Annotated in this window: 14 protein-coding genes and 1 tRNA gene; 7 read left to right on the forward strand and 8 right to left on the reverse strand. The window is 42.6% G+C overall.

Annotated elements, in window-relative coordinates:
* The first annotated feature begins 109 nt into the window (after positions 1-109).
* Together cobN and V7K31_RS24295 are read left to right on the forward strand one after the other, a co-directional pair.
* Positions 110-4,309, forward strand: coding sequence for a cobaltochelatase subunit CobN (cobN, locus tag V7K31_RS24290; RefSeq protein ID WP_335097416.1), 4,200 nt, complete (start codon positions 110-112; stop codon positions 4,307-4,309).
* A 9-nt stretch (positions 4,310-4,318) separates the two neighbouring features.
* Positions 4,319-5,458 (forward strand): peptidoglycan-binding domain-containing protein, encoded by a 1,140-nt coding sequence (locus V7K31_RS24295; RefSeq protein ID WP_335097417.1) that lies wholly within the window; start codon positions 4,319-4,321, stop codon positions 5,456-5,458.
* Between the two features lie 642 nt (positions 5,459-6,100).
* Here the strand turns inward: V7K31_RS24295 and V7K31_RS24300 are convergent.
* The 4 genes from V7K31_RS24300 to lipA form a co-directional block, all read right to left on the reverse strand.
* Positions 6,101-6,556 (reverse strand): Fur family transcriptional regulator, encoded by a 456-nt coding sequence (locus V7K31_RS24300; RefSeq protein ID WP_292790390.1) that lies wholly within the window; start codon positions 6,554-6,556, stop codon positions 6,101-6,103.
* A gap of 633 nt (positions 6,557-7,189) precedes the next feature.
* Positions 7,190-8,440 (reverse strand): RNA polymerase sigma factor SigC, encoded by a 1,251-nt coding sequence (gene sigC / locus V7K31_RS24305; protein ID WP_335097418.1) that lies wholly within the window; start codon positions 8,438-8,440, stop codon positions 7,190-7,192.
* Positions 8,441-9,208: 768 nt separating this feature from the next.
* Positions 9,209-10,135 carry an NAD(P)H-dependent glycerol-3-phosphate dehydrogenase gene (locus V7K31_RS24310; protein WP_335097420.1) on the reverse strand — a complete coding sequence of 309 codons (927 nt, stop codon included), beginning with the start codon at positions 10,133-10,135 and terminating at the stop codon, positions 9,209-9,211.
* 54 nt (positions 10,136-10,189) lie between these two features.
* Positions 10,190-11,068, reverse strand: a complete 879-nt coding sequence (gene lipA, locus V7K31_RS24315; RefSeq protein ID WP_335097421.1) for a lipoyl synthase — start codon at positions 11,066-11,068, stop codon at positions 10,190-10,192.
* 146 nt (positions 11,069-11,214) lie between these two features.
* On the opposite strand from lipA, the gene V7K31_RS24320 reads away from it, so the two are divergent.
* Positions 11,215-11,288, forward strand: a tRNA-Pro gene (locus V7K31_RS24320).
* Between the two features lie 1,070 nt (positions 11,289-12,358).
* Here the strand turns inward: V7K31_RS24320 and cas12k are convergent.
* Entirely contained in the window at positions 12,359-14,296 is a 1,938-nt protein-coding gene (gene cas12k / locus V7K31_RS24325; protein ID WP_335097422.1) for a type V CRISPR-associated protein Cas12k, read from the reverse strand.
* A 119-nt stretch (positions 14,297-14,415) separates the two neighbouring features.
* Between cas12k and V7K31_RS24330 the strand changes: the two genes are divergently transcribed.
* Positions 14,416-14,628, forward strand: coding sequence for a hypothetical protein (locus V7K31_RS24330; RefSeq protein ID WP_335097423.1), 213 nt, complete (start codon positions 14,416-14,418; stop codon positions 14,626-14,628).
* A 91-nt stretch (positions 14,629-14,719) separates the two neighbouring features.
* Here V7K31_RS24330 and V7K31_RS24335 read toward each other — a convergent pair whose 3' ends face one another.
* The 3 genes from V7K31_RS24335 to V7K31_RS24345 form a co-directional block, all read right to left on the reverse strand.
* Positions 14,720-16,570 carry a GmrSD restriction endonuclease domain-containing protein gene (locus tag V7K31_RS24335; protein ID WP_335097424.1) on the reverse strand — a complete coding sequence of 617 codons (1,851 nt, stop codon included), beginning with the start codon at positions 16,568-16,570 and terminating at the stop codon, positions 14,720-14,722.
* A 142-nt stretch (positions 16,571-16,712) separates the two neighbouring features.
* Positions 16,713-17,105 (reverse strand): hypothetical protein, encoded by a 393-nt coding sequence (locus tag V7K31_RS24340; RefSeq protein ID WP_442941368.1) that lies wholly within the window; start codon positions 17,103-17,105, stop codon positions 16,713-16,715.
* 69 nt (positions 17,106-17,174) lie between these two features.
* Positions 17,175-17,402, reverse strand: coding sequence for a hypothetical protein (locus V7K31_RS24345; RefSeq protein WP_335097426.1), 228 nt, complete (start codon positions 17,400-17,402; stop codon positions 17,175-17,177).
* 545 nt (positions 17,403-17,947) lie between these two features.
* On the opposite strand from V7K31_RS24345, the gene dcm reads away from it, so the two are divergent.
* The 3 genes from dcm to V7K31_RS24360 all read left to right on the forward strand — a co-directional run bounded on the left by dcm (position 17,948) and on the right by V7K31_RS24360 (position 23,046).
* A complete protein-coding gene (dcm, locus tag V7K31_RS24350; protein WP_335097428.1) occupies positions 17,948-20,038 on the forward strand; it encodes a DNA (cytosine-5-)-methyltransferase in 2,091 nt (696 codons plus the stop codon).
* 117 nt (positions 20,039-20,155) lie between these two features.
* On the forward strand, positions 20,156-22,147 hold the full coding sequence (locus tag V7K31_RS24355) for a hypothetical protein (RefSeq protein WP_335097429.1): 1,992 nt from the start codon (positions 20,156-20,158) through the stop codon (positions 22,145-22,147).
* Positions 22,144-23,046 carry a hypothetical protein gene (locus tag V7K31_RS24360; RefSeq protein WP_335097430.1) on the forward strand — a complete coding sequence of 301 codons (903 nt, stop codon included), beginning with the start codon at positions 22,144-22,146 and terminating at the stop codon, positions 23,044-23,046. Before V7K31_RS24355 ends, V7K31_RS24360 begins: the two co-directional genes overlap by 4 nt.
* Positions 23,047-23,075: the final 29 nt, after the last annotated feature.

Raw genomic sequence — 23,075 nt, forward strand, 5'->3', positions numbered from 1 at the left:
AAATAAGTGCTTTGGTTAACTAATTTATCACTCTGGATTCAGCGCAATTGAGCTTGGAAGTGCTATTATTTCTTCCTTTGGCTGAGTTATAAAACGGTAAGACAGCATTATGCATCGTATAAGTAGCACATCGGGTGGATGGAATCAGTCAGAGGGTTTAATTTTTCTAGAACAAACTCCAGCGCCTTTCGTGTTGATTACGGCCGCTGATACCGACATTCAAACTTTGGCAGCTGCGGTAACAAAATTACCTGCAAGCTTTCCGGCATTAAGAGTCGCCAACCTGTTACAGTTGCAGCAACAATTAAGTATAGATACTTATGCAGAGCAAGTTTTGGAACTTGCCCAAGTAATTATTTTGCGCTTGTTAGGAGGACGTTCCTACTGGGGTTATGGCTTAGAAGTAGTCCAGGAAATTGTGCAACGTAATGGTAGAAACCTGATTGTAATGCCAGGGGACGACGCTTTTGATCCCGATTTAATTTCCCAATCTACCCTGCCTTTGGGCATTGTTAACCAGATATGGCAGTATTTTAGCGAAGGCGGCGTGGAAAATTTCGTTAATGCTCTGCAATTTATCTCTGACAGTTGCCTGTTAACTGTATACAATCCCCCGCTACCCAGGCCAATTGGGCGTGTGGGATTGTATGAATGGGGAGTGCGGAGTGGGGACAAAGGGACAAGGGGACAAGGGGAATTAGAGACTGATTCATCCACCTCGGAACTGGATTCATCCACCTCAGAACTGGATTCATCCACCTCGGAACTGGATTCATCCACCTCAGAACTCCGTTCATCCACCTTAGAAGTGGATTCATCTACCTTGGAACTCCGTTCATCCACCTCGGAACTGGATTCATCCAGCTTGGAACTGGATGAATCCACCTCGGAACTGGATTCATCCACCTTGGAACTGGATTCATCCACCTTGGAACTGGATGCATCCACCTCAGAACTCCGTTCATCCACCTCAGAACCTGAAAACTTCCAATCCCCACTCCCAACTCCCCACTCCCCACTCCCCAAAGTTGGCATCCTTTTCTACCGCGCTCATTATTTAGCGGGAAACACTAAGGTAATTGATGCTTTATGCGAAGCTTTGGTACAGAAAAATTTACAACCAGTACCAGTGTTTGTTTCCTCATTGCGTGAACCCGATGTTCAAGCGGAGTTGAGTGAATTTTTCCAACCCAAGGAAGCCGAATCAATAGCTGTGCTGCTGAATACCACCAGTTTTTCTCTAGCACGCTTGGAAACCGAAACACCCCAAACTGACCTATGGCAAAAATTAGATGTGCCTGTGTTGCAGGTAATCCTTAGTGGCGGGTCAATTGAGCAGTGGGAGTCAGAATTTCAAGGGCTTTCTCCCCGCGATATTGGGATGAATGTGGCGCTACCAGAAGTAGATGGGCGGATTATTACTCGTGCTGTCTCTTTTAAAGCAGTACAAACGCGTAATCCCCATCTAGAGACAGATGTGGTAATTTATGAACCAGTAAGCGATCGCATCGAGTTCGTTGCTAAACTCGCAGCAAATTGGGCGCGTCTACGTGACAAACCACCCCAAGAACGGCGAATTGCCCTAATTTTGGCAAACTACCCCAACCGAAATGGCCGCCTCGCCAATGGTGTGGGACTCGACACTCCAGCTAGTTGTGTAGAAATCCTGCAAGCTTTGCATCTGGCTGGGTATAAAGTAGAAAATCCACCGGCTCAAGGAGATGAGTTGATTCAACGGCTAACAGCTGGCGTAACCAATGATCCAGAAGGTCGAGAATGGCGTCCGGTAGAGCAAAGTGTTTCTTGGGAGGAGTATCAAGAATATTTCGCTTCTTTACCGCCAGCAGTTCAGCAAGGTATTAGTCAACGGTGGGGAGTGGGACATGAGGACAATCAATGTCCAATGCCCGTTCCTGGAATTAAACTCGGCAATGTCTTCGTGGGAATTCAGCCAGCAAGGGGTTATGATAATGACCCCAGTTTGAATTATCATGCACCAGATTTAGAACCAACCCATGCTTATTTAGCTTTCTACTATTGGGTTAGAGAATGTTTTGGTGCTGATGCTGTAGTTCATGTGGGAAAACACGGAAATCTAGAATGGCTACCCGGTAAAAGTGTGGCTTTATCTAGTAATTGTTATCCAGAAGTAGCTTTCGGCGCACTTCCCCACCTGTACCCGTTTATTGTGAATGATCCTGGTGAAGGTTCCCAAGCCAAACGTCGCGCTCAAGCGGTGATTATAGATCATCTAACGCCGCCGATGACTCGTGCAGAACTCTACGGTTCTTTGCAACAGTTAGAAAATTTAATTGATGAGTATTATGAAGCGGACAGTTTAGATCCTTCTCGTTTACCAGTGATTCGCGATCGCATCCGCGAGCTGGTGATCAAAGAAAATTTACATCTAGATTTAGGAATCCAAAATGAAACAGAAATTTTTAATTCTGAATCTTTAATTTTTAATTCTATCGGTGGCTATCTTTGTGAATTGAAAGAAGCTCAAATCCGCGATGGGTTGCACATTTTTGGGCAATGTCCCCAAGGACGCCAGCTACGAGATTTAATAGTAGCGATCGCTCGCATACCCAATCGCTATTCTTCAGGTATTACCCGTGCGATCGCTCAAGATTGGGGACTAGATTTCGACCCCCTCACAGCCGATTTGTCAATGCCTAGTGGTGAATGGTCGATAGTCAATGGCACACAATGCCGCACCATCGGCGATATAGTCGAAGTCCTAGAAGAACACGCCGCCCTTTTAGTAGAACAACTAATAAATCAGGATTCAGAAATCAGAATTCAGGAATCTTGTACAGACGCGATGAATCGCGTCTCTATCTGGATACGCGATCGCCTGCTTCCAGCTTTACAACAAACCCACCAAGAAATTACCCATTTGTTACACGGACTCGATGGCGGATACGTCCCAAGTGCCCCATCTGGCGCACCCACGCGCGGACGCCCAGAAGTTCTACCAACAGGGAGAAACTTTTATTCTGTAGATATTCGCGCCATTCCCACAGAAACAGCTTGGGATATCGGTAGAAAAGCTGCTGAAACCCTCGTGGAATATTACACTCAAGAGCATGGTGAGTATCCCAAAACACTAGGCTTATCATTGTGGGGAACAGCCACCATGAGAACTGGGGGTGATGACATAGCCGAAGCCTTGGCTTTACTTGGAGTTCAACCTGTATGGGATGGTGCAGCACGGCGAGTAGTGGATTTTGAAATTTTGCCCCTAGCGATTTTGGGGCGTCCCCGTGTAGATGTCACCTTGCGAATTTCGGGATTCTTTCGAGATGCTTTTCCCAACTTAATTGATTTATTCGCTCAAGCAGTGTCAGCAGTGGCAGATTTAGATGAACCGCCAGAACAAAATCCCCTCGCCGATGCAGTTCGCCAAGAAACTGATTTGTGGACTCAACAAGGATTAAGTTTAGAAGCAGCAGTGGTGCGATCGCGCTATCGCATCTTTGGTTCTCGTCCAGGTGCTTACGGCGCTGGACTTCAAGGTTTAATCGAATCGCAAAACTGGACAGATGATCAAGATTTAGCCCGCGCCTACATCAACTGGAGTTCTTACGCCTACTCATCGGGAGCAGGGGAAGCAGGGGAGCAGGGAGCAGGGGAGCAGGGAGCAGGGAGCAGGGGAGCAGGTAGCAATAACATAATCCAATGCCCCAATGCCCAATGCCCAATGCCCAATGCCCCATGCCCAATACCCAATACCGAAGCCTTCGAGCAACGCTTGGCAAAAATGCAAGTTGTCCTGCACAATCAAGATAACCGTGAACACGACCTGCTCGATTCTGATGATTATTACCAATTTCAGGGTGGTTTAACTGCTGCGGTGCGTTCTCTACAGGGAAAAAATCCCCAAACTTATTTTGGTGATAATTCCATACCCGCCCAACCGCGAGTCCGCCAACTGAAAGAAGAGATCGCACGAGTGTATCGTTCTCGCGTAGTTAATCCCAAATGGATTGCAGGAGTCATGCGCCACGGTTACAAAGGAGCCTTTGAAATGGCGGCGACGGTAGATTATCTATTCGCCTACGATGCAACAGCTAAATGTGTCGAAGATTATATGTATCAAGGCATAGTAGAAGCTTACTTGCTCGATCCAGTTGTCTCGGAATTTATTCAGGAAAAGAACCCTTATGCTCTGCGTGATATTGCTGAAAGATTATTAGAAGCACACAAGCGCAATTTGTGGGAGGATGTGAATATCGGAACACTAGAAGCCTTGAGGAACCTAGTACATCAAGCTGAAGCAGTTATCGAAGAAAAATCAATGGTGTAGGAAACAAATATGGAAAATCTTGCGTATTTGCACCTAGCTTTCGCCTACGAAGACAGCACACCCAGTGAATTGGTCTCCCTCAGTTCTTTGTTTAAGGACGCAGCTGCACCAGACTGGAAACGGCTTTCTGGTAGGGCTTGGAAGTATATGATGCCCCTTGCTCTGTCTTTGTCCATTCTTGGCGCTGTTAGCAGCGTCATGGCATTGGAAAAAGGCGATCAAGGCCCTTCTGTCAGAAATGTACAACAACAGTTGAAACGAGCAGGCTTTTATCAAGCTCCAGTCACCAAAGTATATGACGCATCCACAGAAGAAGCTGTGCGGCACTTCCAAAAGTCCGCTGGTTTACCAGTGGACGGCATTGTTGGAGCAAGCACCCTGCAAAAATTAGAAAGTTGGCAAGCTAAAAAGCCCACAACTACGGCTACACAAGCTAAAAAAACCACTGCTGTAAGTACACAAGCCAAAAAGCCCAGCACTACTAGTTCAACTAGTTCAGCCACTAGCAAGCGCCACAATCCCAACTACCTTGCTAAGGGGGATGAAGGTGAAGATGTCAGGGTTTTGCAAGAACGCTTAAGAATCGCAGGTTTTTATTACGGGAACGCCACAGGAATATTTGGCCCAATTACCGAAGAATCTGTCAAGCGGTTCCAAGATTCTTACAAATTAAATGTTGATGGAATTGTTGGGCGAGCAACATTAGCTAAATTGCCGGGAGTTGGCATCGGTGATGGAGAAGATGCTCCGAAAAAGATAGTCAATCGAGATAAACTTCGTGTAGGCGATCGCGGTGAGCCAGTTAGAATTGTTCAAGAACAATTGATCCAGGCAGGATATTTAGAGGGAGAGCCAAATGGCTACTATGGCCCTTATACTGCCGATGCTGTACGGAGATTCCAGGCAGCTAATTTCTTAACAGCAAGTGGCGTTGCTGGCCCAACTACCCGATCTAAGTTATATAGCTCAGTTAATCCTGCTAGCAAAAGCGAATTTAATACCCTAGAAATCCAAACGCGACTACGGGAGCGGGGTTTTTATAAAGGCAAGCTGAACGGTCTGATGGCAGATGACACCAAAAAAGCAATAAAACAAGCTCAGGAATTTTACGGCATCAGTCTCAAGGATGTTAAGAGCGGACACTTTTAACATCCGCTTTGGTGTTGTTAGCTCAACAGACGGGAATCCCCACAGTATAGTGGTACTCCTACTTCCTGTGCGATCAAAGGCGAGCGAGATGACGATTCCACCCGCCTGCAAGCCAACTCTTCGCAGATATTGGAAGCAGGCGGGTGGATGAGGAGACGAGCAAATCTAGGACTAAGGCTTTACCCAGTAAAGGTTTGAGTGCTATAATCAACGTTAATTGGGCAGCCGAAAATGCTACCAATATACTGAACCTTCTCCCAAGGGGAGACGTTAACGCGAAGACTACTGTTGATAGGGTGAATTGTTAGGAAGTGACACATTCAATTGTGGCTACCTCCTACGAGTAAAATTTTCAAGGCACGAAGGTGCTTGGAATTTCAATTTTTAAACCAAGAGTGGGGCGGAACGCGTTCCTCACTATAAAACGCCGTAGAGGGAAACAATTGGAGTACCTTGAAGGAAGAGATGGATATCCTTAACGGGACTCAGATGCCTACACCATACTGCAAGCGGTATGGTGTAGGAGCGTCACTATCAATCCCCAACTGCTTGCTTGCCTCCAGTAACAGCAAATTACGAACTGCTCATAATTCCACTTATTTGGTTAATTTGAGTAGTTTCGTTTTATGATCCACCCAAGTGCTAAAGCGGCATCAGCGCCCGTTGGCACTTGGGACACACTGCATGAATGGTCATTTGACAGTCAAGCAGGTGAAAACCTTCTTTTTGAGCCGTTTTTGCCCCGATTTTTAAAATTGAGTCATTTTTAAACTCAATGGTTGAGTTGCATCTAACACAAATTAGGTGATGGTGATGATGGGGATAGGGCTGGTTGATCTCATAATGTTTATGTCCCTCGCCCAGTTCTAATTCCCGCAAAAGTCCCATCCTTGCCATCAACTTCAAAGTTCGATAAATAGTTGATAGACTGATCCCTTCACCATCAGTTTCTAGCCGATGATAAAGATCCTCCGCACTCAGATGTTGACCTTGCGGAAGTTCTTGAAAAATGTGTAGAATTGTTTCGCGCTGGGGAGTTAAACGCCAGCCTCGTTCGTTCAGTTCTGCCTTGAGTGAAGTAGTTGTGTAGACAGTCATACTAATATTTCTCAACAAAGCTCGTTAGTTGAGAATATAACAAATTTTGGGAGCAATTTGCAACAATCATTGCTTATTGAGAATTTTTACTAAATATTTAAGAACAATTATCAAATCTTGATCAAAATTCAACTAATAAGCTGTAATGCATTTAATTTGCATACAGCTAATAGTTAGGATATTTATAACGATTGCATCCCTTGACTTTGAATTTTGAATGAGTGAATTTTGAATTGCTTAGTTGATCTCCACCTTCAAGATATCTGAGCAAAAGTCTCGGGAAACTCTTGTACAATTAAATGCCAATTATTTGCTACAAGCTTCTGGGAGGGTTTTAAGATGAGGATAAAGAAGAATTCAGCTATTCTGAATTCAGGAGCGGAGCAAGGAAAGCTCCGCCGAGGCGTCAGAATCAATCAGTGGGGAATTCAGAGACGCCACTGAATTGTTGCACCACCAAATTTTCAATTTGATGGGGGTACAAAAACGCCGCTTATTCATCCGCCACTCGGAAAGAATTCATTGCTGAATTCTGACTCCTGACTCCTGAATTCTATTTGATAAAATCAGCCCTTTGTCCCTAGTCATTTGTCAAATGCAGTTTTTTAATGACAAATGACTAATCACAAATGACTAACTTAGAGACTCCAAATAGTCACGGATGAGGTTGCGTCGCTTGGGTTGACGTAGCTTCTGCAAAGCCTTGGATTCTATTTGCCGAACTCGTTCCCGCGATAAGTCGAGGGCGCGGCCAATTTCTGCTAAAGAATAAGGATGGCCATCTGCCAAACCAAACCGCATCAAAATTACATCGCGCTCCCGGCTAGTCAAATCTGACAGAAGATGATGCAAATCTCTTTGTAAAGATTCTCGCATTAACATCTCTTCTGGGGTTACACAGTCAGTTTCGAGTAATTCGCCTAACTCAGTGTCTTTATCCTTGCCTACTTTGGTTTCTAAAGAAACGGAGCGAGGCACCCGCAACAAAACTTCTCGGACTTGGGTCGGTGTCATCTCTAACTCAGTAGCTAAATCTTCTAGAGTCGGGGTGCGACCTTTTTCTTGAGCAATTTTGCGTTGGGCCTTTTTGATTTTGTTTAACTTTTCGGTAATATGGACAGGGAGGCGGATCGTCCGACTAGAAGTAGCGATCGCCCGTGTAATTCCCTGACGAATCCACCAGTAAGCATAGGTACTGAAGCGATAACCCTTAGTGGGATCAAATTTTTCTACAGCCCGCTCCAAACCCAGTGTGCCTTCTTGGACTAAATCCAACAATTCCAAACCGCGATTTTGATACTTCTTGGCAACAGACACAACTAGGCGAAGATTAGCCTTAATCATGTGTTCTTTTGCTTGGAGTCCTTGGGACTGAACTTGCTCCAACTCTTCTACAGTCAACTTGCCAATTTCAGCCCAGCGACGTTTGCCATCTGCCAAAGTCGGTCTAAGATCCGATAAAATTATGTCCGCAGTGGCAGCCCATCTTTCCAAAGACGGGCGATGTCCGAGTTCGGAGGTCAAACGTTCTTGAACTTCAACTAACCGAAGATAGGGCGTAATCACTTCATCCCCTTGCTTTGCGGCGTTAGCAAGCACTATCCGCATCCGCAAGTAGCGTTGGACTTTTTGAGCTTCTGAAACTTCTTCATCCCGCCCTAACAAGCGAACTCGACCAATTTCTTGAAGATATAAACGTACTAGGTCTGTACTACGACGGTTATTGTTAGCAGCAAAGTTAGCATGGTCAACAGAAGCGATCTCCAGCTCCTGTAGGTCATCTACCGATAACTCACTGTCATCAACCGTGAGATCCGAGTCCAAAGTCTGGCGGGACTTTTTGGTATTGTAGGGGGCATCTGCATAAAAAGATGTTGCTGGCATAAAGATTGTCTCAATGGCTCCAGGTAACAATAGATTACGGTCAGCTTAGATTATGGTCAGCTATTCAACTGTTGCTATTGTTCCCGCGATTCACGATGAACTAACACAGTTGAAGGTTCCATTACAATTTTTTTAGAAATTAACTGTAAAGGTTTTATTCGATACACTATTACTGAACTTAATCGGCTGCTAAACTTTTGATTGAACCAATAGCTATTCAAATCCGCAGCTAGGTTTTCAATATTTAAACTACTTAGTTAACATTTCAATCTTCAAGGTTCGTGATAGTAACTTTTGTAACACAGTATAGACATACTTCAGTGAATATCATGCTTTATAATTGGCATAGTCACATTTACATGGCTACAAAAGTAATATCCTGACGATTTACCAATTTTTTCTCAGGATTCTTTAGGTATAAGTATAACTAATATATATAGGGGAAATGATTAGTAATAACGTTAAATAACATACAATTTATGTCCCTGGCTTACCTCACCCTCAATCCCTCTCCTTATAAAGGCTACGGTGTACACACAAGTGTCTCTTGACGCAATTTACAGTTTATCGAATAGCTTAAAAAAACCTCACCCTGGTTATGCTACGCAAAACCTGTCCCTCTCCTTATTAAGGAGAGGGATTAAAGTCAGGACAGGGTGAGGTTTTTGTGTAATTCGATGACTTGTGTGTACACGGTAGCCTTATAAAGGAGAGGGATCGTGAGATAGGATGAAGTTTTGCATTTTATTTAATCCACGTTCCTAACTACTAGTTGTACTCTGGCTTGATATCTCGCAGCATCAGTTCATCAAGTGCTTGTCGGGGTGTGATTTGACCTTGAAGTAACTGATAAACTTGCTCGGTAATCGGGATAGCTATGTTTTGTTGCTTTGCTCGTTGCATTAAAACCCGACAAGTGTTCACGCCTTCAGCAGTTCCTTGCAAATTTGCAAGAATTTCTGTAAGTGACTTACCACGAGCTAGCTGGTAGCCGACTTGGTAATTGCGACTTAAGGGACTATTGCACGTTGCTAACAAATCTCCTAGACCCGATAAACCATAAAATGTTTCCGTCTTTGCACCCCAGTCATTGCCGATGCGAACCATTTCTGTAAGTCCACGGGTCACTAAAGCAGCTTTGGCATTGGTTCCTAGTTGTAAACCATCGCACACACCAGCTGCGATCGCAATCACATTTTTCAGTGTTCCCCCTAGTTCCACCCCCAAGGGATCGGGATTGGTATATACCCGGAAACGTTGAGAAGAAAATACTAACTGCACTACTTCCGCCGCCGTGGGAATATTACTAGCTACCACCGTTGCTGCTGGTAATTTCATTTGAATTTCTTTCGATAAATTAGGCCCAGACAGAACAACCACTGCATGGTTAGGGAATACTGTTTGCCAAATTTGCGACGGCGTACAGGTGGTTTGGGGATCTAAGCCTTTCGTCGCTGTGACAAAAATTGTCTCTGGAGAAAGGGGAAAAGAGTGGACTTGGGAAGCAACATCTCTTACACCAATCATTGAGATAGCGGACAGGACTATTTGGACATCTTCTAACGCGGCTTGAAGAGTTTGGGAACCTTGACGCGACCAGACGCGCACCCTATGACCATTTGCTGCGGCGAGATTTGCTAGAGATGCACCCCAAGCACCCGCACCCAGAATTGCTACAGATTTTGCATTAGTCATTAATCAACAGTCTCCCCATCACCCAATCACCCCATCCTCTTAGCAATCTAAAATCTAAAATTGGCTGCGGGGATAACGTTCGATTAATTCCCTGACTTGTTCAGCATGATATGAACTTCTTGTCAATGGTGAAGAAACAACTTGTAAAAATCCTATTTCTTCGCCGAATGCCTTCCAAGCAGCAAATTGTTCTGGGTTGATAAATTCATTTACCTGCAAGTGTTTTTGACTGGGTTGGAGATATTGCCCAATTGTCAAAATATCACAATCCACATTTCGCAAGTCATGCATGACTTGGCGGATTTCGGCATCAGTTTCACCGAGTCCAACCATGATCCCGGATTTAGTGTATGTGCTAGGAGAAACTTGGCGAGTTCGCTGCAATAATTCTAATGTGCGATCGTAGTTTCCTTGGGGACGCACCCGGCGATACAGGCGTGGGACAGTTTCCGTATTGTGGTTTAATACCTCTGGCGCAGCTTGTAGAATTATCTCTAGAGCATTCCAATTACCGCATAAGTCAGGAATTAGCACCTCAATTGTCGTATTGGGTGAAACAGAATGAACCGCATCAATACAGTCCACAAACTGAGATGCACCACCATCAAGCAAGTCATCTCGGTTTACAGAAGTGATTACTACATGATTCAGTTTCAGGCGGCGAACAGCTTGGGCTAGTCGTGCAGGTTCCGTGGGGTCTAATGGTTTGGGTTTTTTCTCAAAATCAATATCGCAGTAGGGACAAGCGCGTGTACAAGCTGGGCCCATAATCAAAAACGTGGCAGTCCCAGCGTTGAAGCATTCACCAATATTCGGACAGGAGGCTTCCTCGCAAACTGTATTGAGGGCTAAATCCCGCAAAATTTCTTTAACGTTACCGATGCGCTCACGCCCAGGTGCTTTCACCCGCAACCAGTCTGGTTTTACAGTCACAATCGGCTTTTACCACTAGAGTTATACAAATTCAATCGTAGCAAGCAAAGCCTTTGATGAAGCGATCGTATATTCATATATATAGATGTAATTCTCTGATTTGGCACAGGTTGTGATATTCTTAATTTACAATGCCATTCTTCTGGCGGGATGTAGCGCAGCTTGGTAGCGCACTTCGTTCGGGACGAAGGGGCCGCTGGTTCGAATCCAGTCATCCCGATTTTTTCTTGTCGAATAACTAATCATTTGTCGTCGTTAACACATTAGTGTCGTTATTAACGATTTAAATGTCGTCTTAACAAATTAATGTCGTCGATTTACTCCAGACATCCGTTAACAAATTAATGTCGCCGATCTTTTAGGTGGAGTTGAGTCCAGCAGATCTTTAATATACTCACAAATGTTGGAATATTCCCGAACGAAGTGCGCCTTTCAACCCTCTCAAAAAATTTTAATGCTTCAAATGTTTTTCTTAATCCACTCCTAGCCGGAACGTTTATTCAAACCAAAAGACTCACAAGTAATTCTCGTGAGTCTTTTCTCTTTCAACCCACCCCTAGCCGGAATGGTTGTTGAAACTCAAAGGGAATAAAGGGATTGTGAAGGCTCTCAACCTTTCAACCCACCCCTAGCCGGAATGGTTGTTGAAACATAGCTTTCTTCCACCGGGAATCCAGCTTTAATCACTTTCAACCCACCCCTAGCCGGAATGGTTGTTGAAACCCCTTTCAGCGACTTGAATTGGCACTGAATAGGCTTTCAACCCACCCCTAGCCGGAATGGTTGTTGAAACTCCGCCGCCTAGACCCCTTGCAAATAAAGCTTTCCAGGTACAAATTTGACATATCTCTGAGAAAGCTTCCTTTGTCTAACATCAAAAAACTAAATCAACTGACATGCTAGTTTCTGAAGTTAACACATTACAAGGGTTTTAAGATTTTGGCAGGACTCCAGGGATTTTGCCCCCGCTTCGACATGCCAAAAAAATATTTGAGAGGGTTCCCCCGACGAAGGGGGTGATTCAGTAGCCACCACTGCGGTAATCCGCACCGTTGCTAACAACGGCTATTGCTTTTTCAAGCCTTACTCCTTATTGCTGGGAGCGCACCTATCCTGTCTTGCGACAGCAGCATCAGAAGCGGGCAGCTACTAGGGTCAGAAAGCAAAACGGTTTTGCAGCCGTCAAACTAACCCAGATTTTTCACAATACATTGGCTCGAAAGAACATGAACTGCGGCGCTGTTATTTGCCTATTATAATATTTTCAAGGTACAGAATTTTTTAGCTAAACTAAAGCAACTTCACTTGGCGCTCTTGATAAGCAAACAAAGCTAAATCTCTGGCTTGTTCCTGTTGGCTGTCTCTAATTGGCTGTGATCCGCTTTCGATAGATATTCCACTTTTCCCAGCTTGGATTTGAATACTCTCGATTAATCGACCATAGCTCCAACGGTGGACGCTGATACGATAATCTTTGGCATAGTTTTGTTGACCCTCCTTGTAACCTGGAATTTTTTTCTCTGCTTTTGCTTGAACTTCGCTTTGAATAATTTCTCGCATCTCACCGAGTTTGGGTAAAACAATGCTGTCAGCAGAGTAAGTTTTTGCGATCGCAACAATCGCATCTGCCAGTAATCTATCAACATATTGTCCTAACTCTGATTCACCGAATGAGTTTGGCGCGTTTTGTTTCTGAGCTTTGTGACGTTCGTGTGAGAGACGTTGCTGTTGCTGCCTCTGGCGATTTAGTAAATTGTAGTTGTCACCGAGTAGTTGTTTAACACTACGATAAGTCAGAACTTTTTTGCTCGCAGCATCTACCACAGCAACTGTTGCTGGTTTTTCTAGACCTAAGCTGACACCGACAATAATATTAGATTTTCCTTGATATAAAAATTGACTAGGACGACCAGGAAAGAGATTGTCAAGTTTGCGCCTGGTAGTTAACTCTTTTTGGAGACGAATTACTTGGGTCTTCTTTAGACTACCTTGTTGTTCCATCTTGCTGATAGTTTTTTCAGCCTGATTGATTTTTTCAAGGCGAACTAGTTCTGTTTCCTCTTCTGCCCATAAGCGTGTCTCTATAGAACATTGAAGAATTAAACGGTGAGTCTTCCACGGTTCGCTTGTATTTTTTCTTTGTTGCCAGAGCAGACGTGCAGAACGCAGAATAAATAGCCCAGAAGAATATGTTTCATCATCATCATGCCAAATTTGCCAGTCTTGACAGAAGCGTTGAAAATAATGAAGCTGGCGAGAATCACAATAAACCTCAAATTTAGGTTTATTCATTAGTTCATTCAAACCATTAAATTTGACAAAGATACGACCTTTCTCGTTTGTCAACCAAGTTAGGTCTGTATTAGTTTCATAATCAACAGAATATGGGATACAGCTATTTTCTCTCAGGAGGGTAGCTTGCCAAGATTTAGCTTCATCTTCATTTTGAGGGACTTTATTAACCACCTCTGACAAAGTTTCTAGCCACTTTTCTCCTGTTAAATCTCGTCCTTTAGGTTTCCGACTTTTGATTTGATTTCTTAAACGTTCAATTTCAATTTCTTTTTTACGTCTACTTTTAGCATATTGGTCGGGTTCTTCATCAACCTCACTGACCTGACAGTTATTTTTGAGCAGATAGGCAAGAGCGCACCGAGATAAACAGTCTTCTGTTTTCTCGTACATATCAAATAACCCACCGAAAAGTGTGGTGTTTGAAGAATGTTTTTTATTTTTTTTAGTGTTATTGCCTTTTTTTCTTTGAGATTGCTGATTTTTAGTCTGGGAGAACTTGGCAACAAATGAAGTCAAAATTTCGGTAGCTTTGGCGCGAATAACATCCAAGCTAGATTGGCTTTCTTGCTGTAATTCTATATCACTCTTCAGCATCTTTAGCCAACGCTCTTTCCCTTCTATTTGGCGCTGTCGTCGCTTTTGTAAGACTAACCAAGACTTATAAACTTCCTTGACTAGAGTAACTGCTGATGTGTAAAAACGACCTGGCTGGTTATCAAAATGCTCTTGTGTTTTAAGAGAGTTGCATATTGTCTTGATAGTGTCTTTAGGCACTTCACCTTTTTGTACCCAAGTCTCGAAATCAGGACATTTTCCTAGCTGTTCCAATAATTCGTTAATCAGTGGTGTGTTTTTCTCAGCCATTAGTTCCCACAAGATACGGAGGCTGTTTTCATCACCAACCAAGCGACATTGAATAGTGATAATGCTCATGGTGTTTTTAGCAGTATGACGTTGATGAGAGTTGCTCTTTTAGTCTTTTACTGGTTTTACTACCTATCTTTTATTATAAGCGTAATGACGTAATAGCGCAATAGCTTTTTAGCGCAAATGTGCTTTTGCCAAAATGCTGTGCCACAATTAAGCCCGAACCAAAGCAGCATGTGGAGATGGCAGAAGAAACTAGAGAAGTTCGGGGAAGAATTCCTAAAGATTTAAAAATCGCTTTTGAAATTGCTTGCGCTCGTCTGGAAGCCACGCAGACAGCAGCTTTGGAGGAGGCGATTCGAGACTGGTTGCAAAAAAAAGAATCCTCTGAAAAATAGCACTAGGACGATTGAGGGACGCAGTTGCTATCGGTTAAGTTTGCTGTCAAATACTCAATTGAGTAAAGTTAACGATTGTGGCAGTAATTGCTTAATAATTATTTATGATTTCGGGATGAAGCTTATACTCTTTGCTCTTCCCGTTATGAGAGTGTCCAGCAAAATCCTCAAAAGATTCAAAACTTAAACTTTTGCCCATTGCCTTTCCAATTAGCGTTAGCAAATTATTTGCCCGCATCTGGAAAAATGCTTCAAAGTCATCTCCCCGTAAAGTTTTTGGAGATATAGCGTGCGATCGCAACATTTCATCCAGCCTTCTAGCTGATGTCTCAGAAAGTTCAAACTCCTCTAAATAAACAGAAGGTGCTTTACTACCAATCTTCTTGTTTGTTTTGGCACTTAAAGGTGTGCGATTAATCAAGCAGTTATATTTTTTGGGTTCAATGCCCTGCTTGCGACACCATGCGACTGGAAAGATGTGGTGCGAATCTATCTGTTCTTCAAAATAAATAACATCATTGATTTCCTCTCCAGTACACCAATCAATTGCCCCTTCGCGTCTTAATAAAGCTGCCAAACCCTGATACACCGCACCGTAACGTTTCCTAACGCTAATCAGCCGATCAAAAGAGAAATTCGCTTGCACAATGCTAAAAGGAATTGAACCACCTGCTAACCAGTCTGCCAGTTCAACTATCTCCCGCCCTACGCGTGTCTCATACCAGCGTGTATATACTTCACCAAAAATCCCGCACCACAACCAACGTTCCAGCATAGAACGTACCTGAGAAGAGCGGGAACGTTCTCCAAGAAAAGTAAAAATTGCACTTAGAACGACTAATTGAATGGGGTAAGCTAAATCATCTGCATCAAAGATTTTTTGACTATAAAGGAAACGAGCAGACTCTTCAAAACCTCTGGTAATTGGGTCAACCCATTTTTGATATTCTTCTTTGGTGAGTTTTAGTACTTCAGCGCGACCACAAGCAACACCTGGTAATTTATCGAGATTCCCCCCTTGCTTTAAAGCTTGTATCCTCTTGGCATAGCCAGCTACCAAGGTAACTGCTTGTACAAAATCAGTGCTTCGTAGCTTTCGCAATACTTTTAATGATTTGAAGCGATTTTCCCGCTGCTTCCAATCATCTCTTAAGCTAAAGTCAGCACTGCAATAGCTGGAACTCATTAAATCGAAATAATTGAGGTCACAGCCAGAAGTATTTGTATCCTCAAAGACTTGGCAAACAGCTTCTTTTGGTAAGGAGTCACGCAGTTGGATAACAGGTATTTGATAATGCTCGAATTTCTTGAGAATTTCTAGTTCTAAAGTATCAATTACTTCCAGCTTTTGAGGATTGTATTGCCAATGCTTAGAGAATTTACTACGCCATTCCGAAAAAAAGAAAACCTTGGATAAAGGAAACAAGAGCGCCTCATATTCTTTTTCGGAAGTAGAACAATCAATTAAGTTACCTGAGAAGATTCGCATAATTTTGGATTCTGGCAACACAACGATCGCACTACGGCGATCGCACTCTGGGTCGAGGCATTTTTCAATATCCAGGTAGTACCACTTTTTGATAATTTTCTGGCTTTTTTGGTCTTTGATGGTTACAGGTAGCTCAGAGAGCAGCACCATAAACAAAGCTGTCAGGCGTTGCTGACCGTCAAGGATTAATAGGTTTGGAGTAGAATTTTCTGGTTTTAATACCCCATTTACTACGCGGGGTTTGAATTGTCGGCTTTGATTACCTTGCTGAAGCATCATTACTGCGCCAATTGGGTAAGCCAGAGATATGCTGGCAAGCAGACGGCGCACATGGATATCGTCCCAAACCCAATCTCGTTGAAAATCTGGAAGTTGGATACGTCCAGTTTTAATGTCTTTCATGACATCAAGGAGAAAATATTTAGTGATGTCAAAGGTAGAGATTGAGTCCATTGGATGTTCTGCCATTTTTGTCATCAAGAAAGATGCGGCTACTCGCTACAGCTAGTACTTCTGTACCTCAGCCTAAGATTCTCTTTGGGGTAACAGCAAGGGGTTTTTGGGGCAGTTGGTCGTGAGTAGCGATCGCTTTTGCTTAGTCTTGAGGAAAGTCTGGTGGTAAAGTAGCAATTCCTTTTGCAACGAGATGTTTAAATTGATTAATTAGGTCTGCTTGCCGTAAAATTCGGGTAACGTATTTGGGTCGTCGGCGAAAGCCTGTCCCCCAATCTTTAACAGTTTTTGGGCTAGTACCTGTAACGTCAGCGATCGCATTAATGCAAGCTTTGCGATAATTACGTCCTGGTTCGTGAGTAACCCAACGACGGCAATACTCCATCGGTTCTAGGGGCAACTGACAGAGGATATCAATTTGATGTTTGTTTTGGTGGGATTGCCTCCCAGTTTGCATCTTGAGCGTTGGTGAGTTAGTAAGGTTTACAGCAGCAGGGAATTGTGAATACACCAAGCTACTGCACCCAAAACCCATACTTGCTGACCTCAACTTAAGAAATATCTGCTCTTAGCACAAGTATTTTAGTCACGATTCACGAGTAAATTATTGTTGCGGAAAGTCAGGGGGTAGGACTATTTTTTTGATTTGGTTGAGCATATCAGCCATGCGTAAAATATGCGCTGCATAATTGGGGCGCTTCTGGAAGTTGGAACCCCAATTACCTATAGTCCTTGGACTCAGCCCAGTTGCTTCGGCGAGAGCGGCTATGCAGGCTTTTCTATACCCCCGGTCTTCGGGAGACATATCAACCCATTTTTTACAGTATTCCATCGGCTCCAAGGGCTTTTCACTGAGCGCGTCGATTCTATATTCAGCCCTTGGGCGAATGATGTCTATGACCTTACTTGATCTGAGTAACACGTTTACTCATGAATCGTGAGTAAATATGTTCATAAATAATGAGGATATGTTCAACTGGCGGCAAATCCTTTTTGAGTTGATGAGCCAGAGCAATCCCATACAAGCTCATAGCCTAAAGATGTTTACGAAGTAAGGTCTGAGATGGCGCAGGAAGAAGATCATCTCATTAGCGATCTTGTTTATTCTGTGAATTACCAGAAGAAGCAAAATCTGCCTAAGCAGTAGTGAGGCTGTAACTACTGCTTAGGCGGGGTAAAATTTTTTATACTCAATATAGAGTACGAGCAGTTAGCATTCTAGCTAATATACTATTAAAATAGATGTCAAATTTAATTCAAAAAGTGTGATATTTTTACAGGCAACACAAATGGCTAAAACATTTATAAATATTTGAGGGTGTGATTAATAATACTAAAATTGTGCAATTTAGCTCCGATTCTTCTAGAGACTTTTTTGTGTCCGAGATTTTACTTATCGAGGACAATAGTAATACTTCTCTGTTACGTCCTGTAGTTGGTATATCAGACAATTTGCCTCATCCAGTGCAAGTGCGTCTACACTATATTGATGAAAATGAACCAACAATAATCGCGGAAAAGTTTTGCCCAGCAAAATTATCTAGTCAATCGCAACAATACCAAAAAGTGGATGTGGCATTAGATTTGCTTGATAGTCTAAAGCCGCGACGAAGTGAAGCTATGGTTGTTGCGAGTGCTTTGTATGGATGTAAGAAGCGCTTTATTCAAGGGATTCAATTGCGGAATTTTCGTTTTACGCTACAAATTCGCCCTTCTACTAAAGTGCGCTTGGGCGGTAATAATCCTCACTACAATAGTTCAAAAGAAATTGTTGCAGCATCATTATTAAATTCAGATATCGAGTGGCTTCAACTGCCGATCATAGAATATTCAACGGGACAAGTCGTAAATTACAGCGTAGCTGAATTACCCAACGTACTTTTACCAGATAATAGTTATGGTCGTCTAATTGTGGCTTATAGAGGTGGCGTATCAGGAATTGGCTCAAATACAATTTTTGCTCTGTCTTCAGCCTGGGAATTAGGGCTAAAAGACTTAGTACAAACAGTAGGTTGGGTGCGATGGATCAGAACAATCCTTAGAAAAAAAGAGCGGAGCAAAATAGCTGCTTTGGACACAAAATCAAGCTCATATTCACAAAATACAAAAGGAAAATATGCCGGATTAGTCATTCGTTCTAATATAACTTTAGCCCGCAAACAAGATATAAATATTACTTCTACTGAGGAACAAAGTTCTTCAAGACAAGCAAATCTGCAAAAAAAATTAGGTGATTCATCGTATGGATTAAATGTTGTGGAACTATTTGCGGGGGCAGGCGCAATGGGACTTGGTTTTTTAATGGCAACCAAACCAAATAAACACTATAAAATAGGTTTTTGCGGTGAGGTTCATCCTGTTTATGTAGAGACTCTTAAACATAACCATGCGACTTTTCGTCAACTCTCTCACATATCTGGAGTTGATTGTGTTCCAGAACAAACAGAACCTCTTGACCTACGTACTAATGAAGCACAAAAAGTTACTGAAAGTCGTTGCAGGGAATTAGGCGATGTCCATATATTAATTGGTGGGCCACCATGTCAGGGTTTTTCTAGCGCCAATCGTAATTCAGGGAATAGCGAAAACCCAAATAACCAACTTGTGGATACTTTTTTCAAATACGTTGAGAAATTAAAACCTCGCTGTTTTTTAATGGAAAACGTTCAGGGTATCTTGTGGACACCAAAAGCAGGTCAAATTTCTACTCAAATCAATGTTGTAGATTGGGTCATTAAACGTATGCACAAAGCTGGATATGTTGTTTTCCCAAAACTTATAGATGCAGCTTGGTATGGAGTACCACAACATCGCAACCGCTTTTTCTTTTTTGGCATACATAAAGATTTGGGCTATGGAAAAGATGATTTCGGTGAGTGGGGGCCATTCCCTTTACCTACGCATGGTCTGGGTAAAGACAAACCTTATGTAACAGTTCGAGATGCAATACAAGATTTACCTCCTATTGGTAACGGATGTCTTGAACACAATATGGCTTATGAAGAGCTAAAGAATAAAAAACTTCTCATAAATCCTTTTTTAGAAACTATGAGACAAGGAGCATCTGTTGGTTTAATCACAGACCATATTACTTCCCGTCATTCTGAATATGTAATTGAACGTTACCAACAGATACCACCTGGAGGAAATTGGGAGGATATTGAAGACAAACTCACTAATTACACTGATGTTAAACGAACTCATAGTAACATCTACCGGAGGCTTGGGTGGGATGAACCATCTATTACTATTGGCCACTATCGCAAAAGTATGTTGATTCATCCACAACAACATCGAGGTCTATCTTTGAGGGAAGCATCCCGACTACAATCAATTCCAGATTGGTTCCGTTTTGCTGGGAGTGTCGATAGCATTAGCAGTGGATTAGTACACAAGCAACAGCAATTAGCTAATGCGGTCTGTCCACTTGTAACTAAAGCCATAGCAGAATTTCTTTTTGACCTTTAATAGATTATGTAAAATTATCGTGTTTTTTGTGTAAACTTAAACACCACTGTATTTTATGGAATAAAATGTAAAAATAAGCACTCAGTCTTTTAACTACAAGGGTACTACCGTTATTCCATGAGCCACTTAAATGCGCTCTCCATATCACAAAAATATACTCTTTGGAATCGTGCGATCGCAGAGTACTTTTTTTCTAACAATTCTAATGAGCAAGAAATTTACTTGACAATATCTCCAAGAAGTCTGGCTGCTGCTTTTGCGAAGATTCAAGGAACTCCACTGTCACCTGAAGAAGCAGAGCAAGATTTTGTTGATGTAGTTTCATCAGTATATCACCACAGAGTACTTTCACATTCAGCAGGATTTCGTGTCTTGCATGGAGACGATGAAAACGGATTTCCTAGATATATTGCTTTTTTAGCTTTGTGTGTTTTAGCTGCTTATCGAATGCATTCGGATGAAGAAGCTAGCACAGGAGCTTATTACCCTAGACTTGCCGAACTTTTTGGATGTAAAATACTTAGGAATTTTCCTGAAGGCTTTGATGCAGATGAATTTGAAAAGCTTTGGAAATTACTACATAAATGGCTTGATCAGAAAAAATCGTTGCTTTTGGCAATGCCAGAAGCAAATACAGTAAAAAAATATATAGGCTTTCCTTTAACCCACGTACCTCTCCGTCAAGTTGATATTGAAAAGCTACCAGATTTTTTTGCGCGGGCTGGTTATACTCCTGGACAGATAGCTCCAATAAACAAGCTAGAAGCAGACATTTTAAGATGGGGAAATTGCAACTTCACCCTAACTGGGAAAAAAGCGCTCACTGATAAGCGACTTAAGGCTGTAATCGCACAAGTTAACAACGAGCTAGAACTGTGGGACGGTGCGATAAATGACTCATCCGGTCGAAGAAGTGCATTTGTAGAGATTCTTCTTGATATTGTGCGGCGACAACCGCAATTCTCTTTTCTTCCCAGATGTCCAGACTCGTTTCCTTCCTTCTTTGATAATGAAGAATTATACTTAGAGTCGAGTGGGCAAGGATGGTATAACCCGATTTCGCTTGGAGAGAAAAACGGACGAGATTTACGTGAAGGTTTCTCTTGGAGTACAAAATCTAACAAATTTGTTTTACAGAGGGCAGGTTGTTCTGCGATCGCACTTGCTCCCAGTTCGGATTACACAGGGTTTGTTTCTCGCCATAGCTTACCCTCTGGCATTGCTTGCAACGTCCTGGTACACGAGGATGTAGCCAAAAATGCAAGAGAATACTTTGAAGAAATTTCATCTCGTAGCTTTAATCCGATACATGATAAACGACTCCCTGATGGTTGGTGTTTGTTTCGTGATGTAAAGGCTGAAAAGTATATAGCAAATATACCTTCTGGACTGGAATCACTTTACGTAGAGTCATCTGTAGATATAGTGCTATCGGGAGGACTACGTTTGGGCAAAAAGTCGGCATGGCTTTTAGGTGCGCCCCCCCGCTTAATGATTACAGGTTTACAAGAAGGTCAACAACCCAAAATTGATGGTATACCCATAACTATTGCCGAGGATGGAACTTTAGTTGACTTATCGCATTTGATGCATCCAGGAATTCATTGGATAGAAGTCGGTTCGGTATGCAAAAAGATTGAGATTGTTGAACCTGAAATTAATTTTGATAGAGAAAGACAAAATTTTTCCCGCACCAGTGTCACGGGTTCTCATGTAGCTCTCCCCCCAGGTAATTGGACAATCATAGGCGCAAATCCTGGGGAAGTAACGCAAGCAGCAATCTATGAATCCCAACAGGGAATAATAGTCAAATCTTCTTTTCAGGCGGTATGGGCTATAGAATTCGGGTCAGGGACAGGAGCAAGAGTTGTCTGTTTAGCAAAGAGTCCACCCAGCCCTAAAACACTAAAATTTTCCATAGCAAAGGCTCAAATAACATCTGAAATAGAACGTTGGACATCACTAGTTTACAACGCTGCTATTCGTCGTCCCAAATTAGCTTCGATTTACGATCAAGAAAAAGCTTCTAATTTACAAGTAGCTTGGAAGGGTTATATGCAAGCTGCACGCGAAATCAAGCGACAACAAAAAAGGAGATATAAACGATGAGTTGGGATACATTGCTTTACTGGCTAACTCATCAGCAAGAGGGGTCATGGATAACTTTTCGTAGAGCAGTCACAGAGTTTGCTTCTTTTGAACATCTTGATGTCGATATCAGCTATTTATGTCGAAATCTCCGGTTTCAATTGTCCGAGGCTAGTCATATAGATTTTTTTATTGATGGTTCCCAAAGATGGAAGGTTCGTCCACCAATACTCGCAGGATTGCTTAATTGTCCTAATACCGCCGTACTGTGTGGAGGGCGAACACCGAAATTGCTTTCGCAGGTGAGCGATGTTGCAGCAACCTTAAATTGTCAAATAATTAGCGATACGACATCTCAAAAAATAGCTGAAATACGTGTTAGGGGTACAGAAGCGGGTATTCGCCAAATAGCTGCCATTATTGGTATTCCTTTTGTTGCTCAACAAGCAAAATGTCTAAGCCAAGACTTGAACCCTATTCTCAAGCAACTAGAAATCGCAGAGGAAGCAACTCCGCTAGCTGGATGGTCGGCTCAGTCATTCGATTGGCAATCTCGAAAATGGGTTGATGGTGTATTACAGCATACAGTATGTGAATACAGCTACTATAATACTCGTCATTATTTTGTCCACAATCAACAAGGTAGATTAGTGCGGATGTCAAAGCATGAGGCAATTTATGCGGCAGCCGCGTTACGTTCTCTTCAACTTGCAGTATACAATAAAACTCAACGTACATTAACCACCGATGTATCAAGTCCACTACCTGAAATGTATGCTCGTGTTGCTTATTTTTGTGCGGGTAGACCAAGCCAGATTGATCAGGGGCAAATTGTTTATAACGAGATTTCACCAGATTTAGCTGGTTTGCTTCTGGTTGCCATTGGACAAAATCATCCAGGACTCCGGTGGGTTAATTAAATTAACTAAACGCCGTGCAATAAAACGTA

This window comes from Nostoc sp. (assembly GCF_036917675.1).
In the GTDB taxonomy this organism is placed as follows: Bacteria; Cyanobacteriota; Cyanobacteriia; order Cyanobacteriales; family Nostocaceae; genus Nostoc.